Source organism: Calothrix sp. UHCC 0171 (assembly GCF_034931845.1).
GTDB lineage: Bacteria > Cyanobacteriota > Cyanobacteriia > Cyanobacteriales > Nostocaceae > Brunnivagina.
The window spans coordinates 26741-40811 of the sequence record NZ_JAYGHN010000019.1 but is presented as its reverse complement, the minus strand read 5'-3'; the positions used below and the strand labels follow the sequence as shown (position 1 = coordinate 40811).

Genomic DNA, 14071 nt, shown 5'->3' with positions numbered 1-14071 from the left:
TAATTTAAATATATTTAAATATTAATAATGACAACTTAACATTAGCTTCCAGTCGCTATCTGAGGTAATTGCTTGGGAATATTTTCCTCTATTCCCTCATCATCACTATCATCTTCTTCGTTGATATCTGGCTCAATTATTTGCTGTTTTTGGTGAATATTTTCTTCATTATCTAGGTTCGCTTGCGCTATCTTTTGTAAATCTTTAGTTTCTTGATTAATTTGGCAAACTAAAACTTGCATTGCTTCAACATCAAGTAATACAGATTGTATCTGCGGTTTTTGGATTTCTAAGGAAATATGATTTTGTCTAAAAATCTTGCCTAAATTTTCAGAAACTTGAGCCAGCAAACGCTCTAATTTTTCCTGATGATTAATTTTATGATTGAGTATTTGCTGAATTTTTTGTGATTCTACTTGTTGAAATGTCTTTTCGATGCTTTCTTCAACTTCAAAGATTTCTTTGATTTCCAGACTTTGTAGTAAATTTGTTTCCGTGACAATCCCAATTCCTTCTCCCCAATCCCACGATACAACCAGTCTCCGTACTTGGCGATTCTGCATCTCTTGATAGGCTGTCCACAGGGTATCTTCCGGTTGCAATAAAAACAAGGGACTACTCATCACCCTATCCACAGGAGTTTGACTCATATCGAGCTGCAAAGCTTGAAAGTGGAGAATATCCCGTTCAGTCACAATTCCCACAGGAAATGCCCGATTTTCTTCACCCTCTACTTCAATATCTTGGGTAATAACAACACAGCTAACTTGATGAACTGTCATGAGTTGAGCAATCTCTGATACAAACGCTTGCAGAGGTGCAACAATTACTGGCGTTGTCATCACTTCTGCAACTCGCTTAAGTTTCAGAAAGTCAGTCGGTTTTACTAGCTGCCTAATGCTATCTTGAGAAATAATACCAATCAACTCACCGCGATCGCCAACTATGGGTAAGTGTCGAATTTTATACCTGCGAAACAAAAACAATGGACCAAATAAATCCCGCAATGAGTTGATTGGCAAAGTAATCACTTGAGGAGTCATCACTTCCCCAACGGTTAAAGTTTGAATATTTCTCCCTTCAGCCGCTAATTTCACTATGTCCCGCTCTGTAAATATCCCTAGCAGCTTTTCGTCTTTCATCACCAGTGCAAAGCTTGAAGTTTTGCATTTTGGATGATTCGAGCCTTGATTACCAGCTAAATTAGATTGGTTTTGGCTATCAAGCCCACTCTGAGTCATTAGAACCACTACTTCAAATAGGGGAGTCTCAGGAGTAACTAATAATGGCTGACGATCAATAGCGCTGTCGATATCTCTTTCGGTTGTCAATGACTCATCAAAGTGCATAAACAATACAGTTCCGCTATGGCTAGTGGACTTTGTTTCAATTGAAACATATGATAACGGATGTTACGCTTTGTTGGGTGCAAATTCAGCAAATAAAAGCGTTTACAATCTATATAGGTTTGCCAAACTAGCCAGTAGCTAACTGATTAATCTAGAACCAGATTAAGAATTTTCCTCCAATTGGATACGTTGATGGTGAGTATTGCGATTTTCGATGTAATTCGAGTTGCTACTTGTAGTCACGCCTGATATTCTAGGTGTCTTGCCGTATAACCGGTCAAGCACTCGCTTCACAGATATTCGTTTCCACATCTGACCTCTTTTGGTTGTGTAATCGTTCTCGTTTAGCCAATTAGCTATTTGCTGTAAAGACTTTCCTGATTTATGGTGGCGACGAATCATCTCAATTATGGCTTGCTCGTCTGGGTTTTCAACGAGTTCGCCGTTAATTGAGGTCAGACCGTATGGTGGTGAACCGTAACCAGCGTAACCACCACGTGCAGCCTTTAACTTTCTGCCACGCTCTAGCCGTTCCCAGATACTTCCGTTGTGGGAGTTATCTGCTGTCATTTTCTTTAGGGTAAAACTCTATGTGCGTTGTTATCTTAACTCAAGATGTTAAGTATGTACACGTATTTCTTTCCCTCCTACTGGGGTTGCGATCGCTATGCAATGTTTTTAAATCAAGTCAAGCTAGATGAGATTTTTAGAGCTTTTTAAACATCAAATTTGATTCAAAAACCAGTAAATGGTCAGAATCTAGGGCAAATATTCCGATATTGATTTTGATACATGTATTCACAGCTAGAAAAGCTGATTTCTGGTTTTAGATTGTTGATGGGTTTGTTTTCTTTTGGATCAAAATTGCAATAATTTGTGATGCGGCAATACAGAGATAGATTCGTATAATACACAACTCTACTATGTTTAGTTGTCAATCAATATCCTCAGATATATTAAAATCATTTTTCAAATTTTAAATTTCAAAAATTAATTAAAACTAGCCAGATTAAGATATGTAACAATTGATTTCAATAATCACAGTCATCTCAACATTAGAAATATTAGTGAGCATCTTAACATAGCTTAATGTCAATCAAAATTAGCGTTCTGGCTTGTATAAAAGAAAGGTAAACAAATTTTGCAATACATGTACTTTTCTCCTACGATAAATGTCGGATGACAAAGCATAGGGATGCTGACAAAGGTTAGGATTCCAGTTTGCAACAACACAAACTCCAGAATCGCTAATTATATTTCATCCAATACAAATTGACTTCTGCCTTTCTATACATTTTCTATCTTGTAGTTGATGAAGAAATGGCATAAAAGCAATTATTGTTGTAAGGAAGTGAGCTTGTTTGTCAGTTCCTCCTGAGCGATGCAAACTGCATCCTCCAATTCAACAGCCTTTTGGTTGTATTCTGTCGGATAAGAAAAGCTTAACTGTCATTATAAATGGAAGCGGAAATGCAAGAACCGGAAATCATGGAAACAAAATCTCCAGAGGCGACAATGCCAGAAATCAACAACCAAACAGGAACCATTACCAGGGTTCAACCAGCTGGTTCTCAAGACGAATGGCTCAAATACGGGGAGAAGCTTTCTAGCATTTTAGCAACGCTGCCCGAATATGCTGGAAACATATTCAATCAATACAAGCAGCCATTGATTGTCTTTGGTTTAATTGTGGCTTCGATTGTTACGCTCAGAGTAGTGTTAGCAATATTGGATGCATTGAATGATATTCCCTTAGTAGCACCAACTTTTGAATTAATCGGGATTGGTTACTCAGTTTGGTTTATTTACCGCTATTTACTCAAAGCCTCAAGCCGAGACGAGTTAACTTCCGAAATCTCAACTCTTAAAAATCAAGTTGTCGGCAAAGAATAAAATATCTCAAAATTTGCTGCAAAATACAGCCACTTGCTAGTTAGCAGAAGAAACTGCGCGGCAGTGGCTGTGTTTTTGGAAGTTATCTCAAACCGGCGCAACTCTAGAGAAAATTATGGCTTGGTTGCTTGGATGATATTTTCAGATTTAATTGGCTGTAACCTACCCATCTTAACTAAGGCTTGGTGAATCATTGCTGCGGCTTCAGCACGGGTAATTTCTCGTTTGGGGGCAAGACTTCCCTTATCGGGATAATTGACTACCAGCCCATCGATGGTAGCTGCTGCAACTTTAGGAATGGCGTACTTGGGAATATCTTTAGCATCCTTGTAGATACTTAGCACCTTTTCTGGAGCAGCTGGTATTTTTAAATTTAAGCCGCTAACAAGAGCAACTAAAACTTGAACACGGGGAATTTTCTGCTCAGGTTTAAAGCTTTGATCTGGAAATCCTCTCATAAATCCAGTGGCGATCGCATCATTTATCGCTCCTGTTGCCCAATAGTTGGCTGGAATGTCATTAAAATTTAACTTTGTCTGTCCAATCTCTTTCTTAAAGGCACGATTGACAATCGCTGCAAATTCAGCCCGATTGATTGGCTGATTTGGACGGAATGAATTATCTTCAAAGCCTTCGATAATTTTGCGTGAAGATAGCACATCAATAAAATTCCGCGCCCAAAATTGATTCGGTACATCCGTAAAAGTTTTTGGAGGCGGGATAGTAGGTAGTTTTGTTGCTGGCGTGCTAACTTCAGGCTGGGGCGAAATATTTGGGGTATTACTATCAACCAGTGGCGGAATTACCCCAAAAACCCCAACCGCCGGAACAACAGGTTTTTCTGGTGTCGGCATCTCGACTGCTGGAATACCGGGTTTGATAGTGCCCTCAGAAACATCAGAACTGGGAATAGCAGGTATTTGAGGCTCTAAAGCGGGTGTAACTTGAACTTTAGGGATGCCAGGAAGTAGATTATTAAGATTATTATCTAAACCTACTTGAGCATTGGGTTGTATGCTTGGAGCCACAGATGGAGACAGTGAAGGCATCCACTGAGCAAAATTCCAGCCTGATTCTTTACGAGATAAAGCCCAAAATAGGATTGAGCCAATAGTTAAAAATGCAACTATGACTCCGATAAATTCATCAAAATCAAGAGGATTGCGTTGAGATGAGCGAGGGTTTGCAGGAGGTAAGTTTGTCATCTTTCTTTCCGCGATCGCGCTTTTATTTTTACTAGAGTAAATTAAATTACTGCAAGAAATTGATACAAGTTATGCCAAGACCATCATTACAGGGAAAGTACACACAAAATAGACGAATCAACACACATTCTTGATTAAAGCTTATAAGGTTTCGTCGCCAACGTAAAAAACCGCACTATTTTTTCATGTTCTTGAATACGGGTAATGTGTAATACTTCCTCAATGAGATAGCTAAAGTAATTTAATCGCCTGGCTCATACCACTTCTCCAAACAAAATATTGCGACACATCAATCTCTCCATCTCTCCATCTCTCCATCTCCCCATCTCCCCATCTCCCCATCTCTCCATCTCCCCATCTCCCCATCTCCCCATCTCCCCATCTCCCCATCTCCCCATCTCTCCATCTCTCCATCTCCCCATCTCCCCTCACAACTGCTTGACCTTTAAATCACCCGCAACAAACTGGGAATACTATGAATTGCTTCCATTGTGCGAATCTCATCCAGAGCTTGTTTTACCTTACCTTCTTGGACATCGTGGGTGACAACAACTATTTCGGCAAGTTCTCCTTGAAAACCCGTTTGCACCACCGATTCTAAGCTCACATCATATTTACCAAAACAAGTACCCAATTTACCAATGACTCCAGATTGGTCTTTGGTCAAAAATCGAGTGTAAAATCGGGCTATCAGTTCAGAAACAGGTGCAATTTGACAATAATCTTGGTGTGAACATGCTAAAAGTGGGTCAATATTAGAACTAGAACTAGAACTAGAATTGTTTGCAGATGTGAGATGGGCAGCAAGATTCAAAATATCAGAGCAAACTGCACTCGCTGTTGCACCTGCACCAGCTCCGGGACCAAAAAACATGACTTGTCCTAATGGTTCCCCTTCCACAAGAATCGCGTTATATACCCCATTGATGCTGGCAAGGGGGTGGGTTTTGGGCACTAATGTCGGGTGAACTCGCACGGAGAGAGTGGGGCAGGAAGAAGAGGGAGAAAGAGGAGAAATGCGCTTGGCGATCGCTAGTAGTTTAATTACAAATCCTAATTTATCGGCATAGGAAATATCAGTTTTACTAACCTGGCGAATCCCTTCGCTAAATACTTCTTCGCGATTAATCCGTCCTCCAAATGCCAACGATGCCAAAATTGCAATTTTATCGGCTGCATCCCAGCCATCAACATCGGCTGTCGGATCAGCTTCGGCGTAGCCTAGTCTTTGAGCGTCTGCGAGAACATCATCAAAGTTACTGCCTTCGGTTTGCATCCGCGTCAAAATATAATTTGTTGTACCGTTAACAATACCTGTCACAGTGTGAATACGGTTAACACTTAATGACTGCTTCAAGGGCTGAATCACGGGAATCCCACCACCCACAGACGCTTCTAGCATCACATACACCCCAGCTTTATTTGCAGCAGTAAAAATTTCTGCCCCAAAGCGGGAAATTACAGCTTTATTGGCTGTGACGACATGCTTACCGTTGGCGATCGCTTTGAGAATTAATTCCTTGGCGCGATCGATTCCACCAATTAGTTCCACTACAATATCTATCTGTGGGTCATTGACAATAGACTCTAAGTCTGTAGTAATGACACCTGTGGGTAAATCGACTTCACGAGGTTTATCAAGAGATTTTACTCCCACCCGCCAAATTTCTAATTCTCGTAACAAAGAATGGCGACCCACATTGTCTAGCAATAACTGTACAGTGCCGGTTCCCACTGTACCTAAACCTAATATGCCTAATTTTATTCCCATAATCAAAACACCCTAGTTTCAATAGTTTAGTCAGCGATTTCCAGCTTAACTTGCATATTTTGGGTTTATCCCAGGAAAAGGATGTAGATGTTACCTTTTTCCTATCTTTACCAACTGCTTCGCGGCGGCAAGTTACAGTCTCAATATGTAAATTAAATGTTTTACAGCTTAAGTTTTCCAGATTAATTTAGTAATGAGTAATAATTACTGCATGTTAAATTTTCTCAGAAACAGAAATTAACTAATCAAAAATTTGGACTCACAAAAACCAAACATGATAGGGTGAGCAATGCCCACCCTACTTAAATTAGATATTTTATTTCGCACTCAGCATACTCTAGGAGAAGGCGAAGTACAAATCATCAGTGCATAATAGTTCGCACTTAGTAGGTTTCAACGTGCCAGCGACCTGCTTTCTTGAGTTGCTTCTGGTAATCGCTCCAAACAACACCTTCTTTAGCAGCAGCAGCAGTCAAAGCAGCGTCGATACCATCTTCCATACCGCGCAAGCCACAGATGTAAGTATGGGTCTTTTCTTCTTTAACTAACTTCCACAGTTCATCCGCATGTTCAGCAACGCGGTCTTGGATGTACATTCTGCCACCCTGAGCATTCTTTTGCTCGCGGCTAATCGCGCAAGTCAAACGGAAATTATTGGGATATTTCTGTTGCATTTCTTCCAACTCTTCCTTGTACAGAATGTTGGGAGTTGTGGGAACACCAAAAATTAACCACGCAAAACCATTAAATTGGTAATCTGGGTTCGCTGCTCTTTCATTATCCTTGAACATACGCCACAAATAAGCACGCATTGGCGCAATCCCAGTTCCGGTTGCCATCATGATGACCTTCGCATCTGGATCATCAGGTAAAAGCATTTCCTTACCTACCGGACCTGTAATTTTAACTTCATCCCCAGGTTTGAGGTTGCACAAGTAGGTAGAGCAGACACCGTAAACGGTTTCACCACTTTCAGGATGTTTGTATTCTAACTGACGGACACAAAGTGATACGGTTTTATCATTAACATCATCGCCATGACGAGTTGAAGCGATGGAGTAAAGTCTGAGTTTTTCTGGTTTACCGTTCTTATCTAATCCAGGTGGGATAATACCAATACTTTGACCCTCAATGTAGCGCAAATCGCCACCACTCAAGTCAAATTTAAGGTGTTGAACTAGACCAATTCCACCTTCGCCCACTAAAGCCTCATTGGAAATACATTTGCCAATAAAAGGGGAATTAGGACGGTAAATATTTACGGGAACGTCAGCGTGTTTGCCTTTCGCTTGAGTCATGCTGTTGCCTTCTTTTGTCTTCTTGGGCTGTTGCTCAGATGTGGCTTTACCATTCCCTTCAATGTTAGCAATCGTCCCATTTGCTGATGAGGCGCTACCGTTGGAAGCATCAAATTCTTCGCTCGATATTATACTAACAATTTTGCCGCCTAGACGAGTGATTCGCCGCATTTCTTGATTCATGCGGTTATAAGGCACTCTGATGAATACGCTGCCGCTTTTGCGAATTGGGTAGTTTGATTTATCGCTGATTTCGTTTTGACGCAGGCCCACCACTTCATAAACGAAGATGCGACTACCTGATGCTGTGATGGCAGCACCTTCAACGGCACCTTGATTGTTCATTCGCTTTCCCACTCCGATTTTCTACTTAACCTTACTTAAAAACCCTCCCTACTACGTGCAGTTGTTTTCAAGTTAAAAACAATTGTCACTTCGGGTTAATCGGCATTAAAAAAATAATGCCTTGCTGCGTACACTCGCCAAAGACATGCAGGCACTGCAAAGACACACCTGTTCACCTTCTAAATTAGAGGATAAGTCTTTGGGAGAATGTTAATAATGAGTCAATTTAATCTTTTTTTCTGGAACTGCTACCTGTTATCTAGAACTTAATCAAGTCGTCTACCGACCAGCTTAATGTCTACTTCTCGCTGCCTCCAAGGGAGTTGACTCTTACTTGTGAGGTGTTGTGCTGCGGTGAGTCTACTTGGCTGTGAATTTATCCCTTTAGGCGTTTGCCATCAGGTGATAACACATGTGGAGGGTTATTTCCCCACCAAAAGTAGCTTGCTTCCCGGAGTATAACCAAAGACTGGTTTTCTTCGTTATTGCAACTGCCATCCGCAAACACAAATTCGGGAGTAGCCCTCCCTAGTTGTTGTTGACAGTATAAGACCCTGGAATTTGTGCCAAATAGTTACCCAATTTAGTAGTTATAAATAACTATGGGTGAATATCAGACTGCTTCTTCAAGCTCCAAGGAGACTCCCAGTTACTTTTCCAACTCTGTTCTTTGAGTGTTTTACAGAGGAAATGTGGTTCCTAATTTGGTCTTTGCCAGTCAGGGTGACTAATTCAACTGACAATATTGCCACTCAGAGAGATGAATTATATAAGTAACTACAATATATAAGTTTTACGTGATGTGAAAATTCTGTCAACCATTTATCATTGCTTGTCCCTAGCTTGTAATCGTTTTGCGGCTATCCCTGAAAAGAATAAGTTCCTAAAATACAGCAAAAGGGCAATTAATTGATTTTCTGCGCTTAATAAAAAGCAAAGAAGCGCCTCTGAATTTCAGTATCACCTCACTTACTGAGTTGATTGTTAAAATTATTTGCGAAAAAGTTAAATTTTTATAAATAAAACTTATTAATGCTTTTGTGATTCGATTTCGTAGTTTAAATTTTCCTGGATTCGTAGTGTTTTTTGGAGCCAATATCGTATTTTTTTCATTTTTGCAAATACCCTTAGCCCGATCGCTCAGTCGTATTTATGGTTCATGAAATAAGCCTTGTATAGAATAACCTCCTTCTGTTAAAATTCGATTTAACACTAGGATTAAATACTTAGCAGCAATAAGTTAAAAGTAGGCGATCGGGTAAATAATGTTGATAACTCTTTTACCCGTAGATTCTTCTATGGTGCTGCTCTGTGGCAAGAACGCAGGACAAGCCAGTGGGGTAAACTCCGAACCTCACCTGAACATCTTTTGTGTGAAAAGAAAAAAAATATAGCGTTTACTCAATTTTTATTTAGAGGAGATTTATGACGACTAAGCCGGAACGGGTGGTGCTGATTGGAGTTGCTGGAGACTCTGGGTGTGGTAAATCTACGTTTTTGCGTCGCCTGACAGATTTATTTGGTGAAGAGTTAATGACAGTTATCTGTCTGGACGACTATCATTGTCTCGATCGCAAACAGCGCAAAGAAACTGGAATCACTGCGCTTGACCCCAGAGCAAACAATTTTGACCTCATGTATGAGCAAATTAAAACGCTCAAAGAAGGTCAATCGATCATGAAGCCGATCTATAACCACGAAACCGGCATGATTGATCCTCCCGAATTAATCGAACCGAATCATATTATCGTTGTTGAAGGTTTACATCCTTTATATGATGAACGGGTACGCGCTCTGATTGACTTTAGCGTTTACTTTGACATCAGTGATGAAGTCAAAATTGCCTGGAAGGTTCAACGCGACATGGCAGAGCGCGGTCATAGCTATAATGATGTGCTGCAAGCAATCAACTCACGCAAACCAGACTTCCAAAAATACATCGAACCTCAACGCGAATTTGCGGATGTGGTTCTCCAGGTATTGCCAACCAATTTGATCAAAAACGACGAAGATCGCAAAGTATTGCGTGTGCGGATGCTCCAGCGTGAAAACAAAGAAGGCTTTGAACCCGTTTACCTGTTCGATGAAGGTTCGACAATTAACTGGACTCCTTGCGGACGTAAGCTAACTTGTTCATATCCTGGTATGCAAGTATACTACGGTTCAGATGTGTACTATGGTCGCTATGTTTCCGTATTAGAGGTCGATGGTCAGTTTGACAATCTCGATGAAGTTATTTACATCGAGACTCATTTGAGCAAGACATCTGCTAAATACGAAGGTGAGATGACACACCTGTTACTTCAGCACCGCGAATACCCAGGTTCCAACAATGGTACTGGATTATTCCAAGTGCTTACTGGTTTAAAAATGCGTGCCACTTACGAACGTTTAACATCAAAAGAAGCTCAGTTAGCAGCAAAAGTTTAAGTATTTAACTTTAAGTATTTAACTTTAAGTCTCTAGTTCAAATACCCAACAAATCATTAACTTCCCAAAGGACACCGCATGGTGTCTTTTTTGTGCCATGACCAAATTTAAGCTGTGTTGGATATGATTTCTGAATCAGAGAATACATTTTTGTCAAATATCTGACAAAAACATGTAAAAAATAGCTGTCAAACATATGTATTTATTTTAAAGGGATTGAACAAAAATCGAGGAATTTTCGTAAAGATAACAAAACGCTAAGTATCAGCACTGAAAATGGTGTTACGATCGCAAATTGAGTATCCAGATAAAATCTAGAAGTTTTATCTAGGTGCAAAATTCCATATTTCCATAGTTTATGGAGGAATTACATTTGTCGCGTAAAAATCTATTTACCTCCGAGTCAGTCACAGAGGGACATCCCGATAAAGTCTGCGACCAAATTTCAGATACTATCTTGGATGCATTACTGGCACAAGACCCCCTTAGCCGCGTTGCTGCTGAGGTAGTAGTTAATACTGGAATGGTAGTAATTACAGGCGAAATCACTACCCAAGCAAATGTTAACTACGTCAAATTAGTTCGGCAAAAAATCTCTGAAATCGGTTATAACGACGCAGATAACGGTTTTTCTGCGACTAGCTGCTCGGTTTTAGTGGCACTAGACGAACAATCACCCGATATTGCCCAAGGTGTCGATTCAGCCCACGAAACCCGCGAGCAAAGCAGTGATGAACTGTTTGACAAAATCGGTGCTGGCGACCAAGGTATTATGTTTGGTTTTGCTTGTAACGAAACCCCTGAACTCATGCCTTTACCCATCAGCCTTGCCCATCGCATTGCTCGCAGGTTAGCGTCGGTTCGTAAAAATGGTGCTTTGTCTTACCTACGCCCTGATGGTAAAACCCAAGTAACCGTGATTTACGAAGATGCTCGTCCCGTTGGTATTGATACAATTTTGATTTCGACCCAACATGATGCCACAATTGGTGATATTACCGATGAGGCAGCAGTACAGGAAAAAATTAAACAAGACCTCTGGACTGCTGTAGTTGAGCCTGTCTTCGGTGACATCACAATTAAGCCGGATAGCACAACACGATTTTTGGTCAACCCTACAGGTAAGTTTGTAGTCGGTGGACCTCAAGGTGATGCAGGTTTAACGGGACGTAAAATTATCGTTGACACCTATGGTGGTTACTCGCGTCATGGTGGTGGTGCTTTCTCTGGTAAAGACCCCACAAAAGTTGATCGTAGTGCTGCCTATGCTTGCCGTTACGTTGCTAAAAATATAGTTGCGGCAGGTTTAGCTGATAAGTGTGAAGTGCAGTTAAGCTATGCAATCGGTGTTGCTAGACCAACAAGTATTTTCGTGGATACTTTTGGTACAGGCAAAGTTAGTGATGATGTCTTGCTGGAATTAATCAAAAATAATTTTGAGTTACGTCCCGCAGGAATTATTCACACATTGGGGTTAAAGAACTTGCCAAAAGAACGAGGCGGACGTTTTTATCAGGACATCGCGGCTTACGGTCATTTTGGTCGAGATGATTTAGATTTACCCTGGGAACGTACCGATAAGGCAGCATTATTGAAAGCTGCGGCGAGCGAGTTAAAACCTGCTGCGTTAGCGTAGTTGTAGTTTTAGGGATATCTCTGATTCTTCGTACTACCTGGATGACAGGTTAAAAATCAATATAGATTAATAGGGCATAGGTAGCTGTTTTTGGTTTCCCGTGCCCTTTTCTGGGCTTTTTGAGATAACGCTCAAATACTGGAGCTATTTTTATTATTTTCTAGTACCCTCGATATTAAGTGCATTACATAGTGGTTTTGATCGCCAGAACAGCATATGCTATCAAAAAAACAAGCACTTTCTATCAATATTCTGAGTACACTGCAACCAAATCTGAAGCAAAAACAGTGCCAGTCGAACAGTCCTCCGATGATGAATTACCAACTATTGAGTTTCCTTCCCGGAGGAAATTAAAAGCTAGTTCTTGGCGTATCCACCAAAAAATTGGCTATGGATATTTTCTGGCTATTGGTATTGGCTTTTTTGGTTCGTTCACAGGTTTTCTCATTGCCAACTACTATCGGGGTCAAGAAATTCGGCAATTAATGCAAGCTGATACTCAATCTCAGCTTTTAGCTGCTTACAAAGATGCCGCATTAGGGGCGCAGTTAAGTAGCTTCAAATTACCTGCTTTGATCCAAAATCCCCAGCAGTTACAAGCGAAAAAACAGGAATTTTTTCGGGATATTGAGAAGGCAGAGAAGTGGAAAAATGAAATCACTCAATTTATTGGTAGCCAACGGGGTTTAGTTCCCAGACCTGAAAGTGTTCAAGCATTGTTAGATGATTATGCGAAAAATTTAAATTCTTATGTTGGTCAAGTTGAGTCGATTTTACAAGAGGTAGAGGCTAAACAGCAACTTCAACCACAGGAAGTTGCCGTGCTGCAATCAGAATTGCTGGAAGTCATGCGTGGAGAAACTGCTCTCCAATTAGATGAACTTTCTCAAAGACTGGTGAATACCCTGCAAAGTGCAGAAGAAGAACGCACTAAGCGTAATGAAGATGTCAAAGAAGCAAAAATGGTCGAACGAGGAATTAGCATTATCAGTATGTTAGTTTCTGTCGTCATTGCTGCCGTCGTTGCTTGGCGAACTTCCCGAGCGATCGCCGAACCTGTTATCACTGTTACACAAGTCGCCGAACAAGTTGCTAAAAAATCTAATTTCGATTTACGCGCACCAATAACCACGGAAGATGAAATTGGTCTACTGGCAAAATCACTGAATAGATTAATTGAAAGAGTATCAGAAAGAACAAAAGAATTACAACAAGCAAAAGAAGAAGCCGAAGCTGCAAGTAAAACCAAAAGTCAGTTTCTTGCCAACATCAGCCACGAATTACGAACTCCCCTCAATGCCGTAATTGGTTTAAGTCAATTATTACAAGATGATGCGATTGATATGGGACTATCGGGAGATTTTGCCACCGACTTAGAAACAATCAATGCAGCAGGTAGGCACTTACTCGAATTGATTAACGACATTCTTGACTTGTCAAAAATCGAAGCCGGGAAAATGACGCTTTACCCAGAAACATTTGAAATTGCGACATTGATTAATAATGTTGTACTTACAGTCAGACCTGCGATCGAAAAAAATGGCAACATTTTGGAAATTCTCTGCGATTCCCAATTGGGGACAATGTATGCAGATCAAACCAGGGTGAGACAGGTATTGTTGAATTTACTGAGTAATGCGGCTAAATTTACGACTAATGGAAAAGTCTCCTTAAAAGTGTGGACGGAAAAAATAGAGAAAGAAAATCATCAAGGCGGGAAGCATACAGTCGAAAAAATTATTTTTACTGTTAGCGACACGGGTATTGGCATGTCATATCATCAGCAGCAGCATTTGTTCAAACCTTTTACCCAGGGTGATGCTTCCACAACTAAAAAGTATGGTGGTACTGGTTTAGGTTTAGCAATTAGCCGTCATTTTTGTCAGATGATGGGGGGAGAGATTTTAGTTAAAAGTGAACCAGGTAAAGGTTCTGTTTTTATTGTTTATATGCCGTTAATGGCGGAGTTATAGTTACTTTGCCCAGCTAAAATTGATAAATTGAGATTGACTTGGAGAGTTTACAGGTAAGCGAACATACAGTTAATAATATGAGGCTGTAAACTATGAGACGCGGGCAAGATGCCCGCACTACAATTATTTTGGGTTTTTGACTTATATGATTTAGCTGCACATCAGCTTATA

General features: G+C 40.5%; 10 protein-coding genes. 4 read left to right on the top strand and 6 right to left on the bottom strand.

Annotated elements, in window-relative coordinates; translation table 11 throughout:
- Positions 1–41: 41 nt before the first annotated feature.
- Entirely contained in the window at positions 42–1349 is a 1308-nt protein-coding gene (locus VB733_RS15585; protein ID WP_323340971.1) for a CBS domain-containing protein, read from the bottom strand.
- A 162-nt stretch (positions 1350–1511) separates the two neighbouring features.
- Entirely contained in the window at positions 1512–1919 is a 408-nt protein-coding gene (locus VB733_RS15580) for a recombinase family protein (RefSeq protein WP_323340970.1), read from the bottom strand.
- A gap of 888 nt (positions 1920–2807) precedes the next feature.
- On the opposite strand from VB733_RS15580, the gene VB733_RS15575 reads away from it, so the two are divergent.
- Positions 2808–3242, top strand: a complete 435-nt coding sequence (locus VB733_RS15575; protein ID WP_323340969.1) for a CAAD domain-containing protein — start codon at positions 2808–2810, stop codon at positions 3240–3242.
- Between the two features lie 113 nt (positions 3243–3355).
- On the opposite strand, the gene VB733_RS15570 is transcribed toward VB733_RS15575, so the two are convergent.
- The 4 genes from VB733_RS15570 to petH form a co-directional block, all read right to left on the bottom strand.
- Positions 3356–4447: an S-layer homology domain-containing protein gene (locus VB733_RS15570; RefSeq protein WP_323340968.1), complete on the bottom strand. Its 1092-nt coding sequence runs from the start codon at positions 4445–4447 to the stop codon at positions 3356–3358.
- Positions 4448–4678: 231 nt separating this feature from the next.
- Positions 4679–4861, bottom strand: a complete 183-nt coding sequence (locus VB733_RS15565; protein ID WP_323340967.1) for a hypothetical protein — start codon at positions 4859–4861, stop codon at positions 4679–4681.
- A 31-nt stretch (positions 4862–4892) separates the two neighbouring features.
- Positions 4893–6218 carry a homoserine dehydrogenase gene (locus VB733_RS15560; RefSeq protein ID WP_323340966.1) on the bottom strand — a complete coding sequence of 442 codons (1326 nt, stop codon included), beginning with the start codon at positions 6216–6218 and terminating at the stop codon, positions 4893–4895.
- 383 nt (positions 6219–6601) lie between these two features.
- Positions 6602–7861, bottom strand: a complete 1260-nt coding sequence (petH, locus tag VB733_RS15555; RefSeq protein WP_323340965.1) for a ferredoxin--NADP reductase — start codon at positions 7859–7861, stop codon at positions 6602–6604.
- A 1425-nt stretch (positions 7862–9286) separates the two neighbouring features.
- Here petH and VB733_RS15550 point away from each other — a divergent pair.
- The 3 genes from VB733_RS15550 (at position 9287) to VB733_RS15540 (ending at position 13900) form a co-directional block, all read left to right on the top strand.
- Positions 9287–10291 carry a phosphoribulokinase gene (locus VB733_RS15550; RefSeq protein ID WP_323340964.1) on the top strand — a complete coding sequence of 335 codons (1005 nt, stop codon included), beginning with the start codon at positions 9287–9289 and terminating at the stop codon, positions 10289–10291.
- A 373-nt stretch (positions 10292–10664) separates the two neighbouring features.
- Positions 10665–11927, top strand: coding sequence for a methionine adenosyltransferase (gene metK / locus VB733_RS15545; RefSeq protein ID WP_323341030.1), 1263 nt, complete (start codon positions 10665–10667; stop codon positions 11925–11927).
- A 287-nt stretch (positions 11928–12214) separates the two neighbouring features.
- The gene (locus VB733_RS15540) at positions 12215–13900 is read left to right on the top strand and encodes a sensor histidine kinase (RefSeq protein WP_323340963.1); all 1686 of its coding nucleotides are present in this window, start codon (positions 12215–12217) and stop codon (positions 13898–13900) included.
- The last annotated feature ends 171 nt before the right edge of the window (positions 13901–14071 follow it).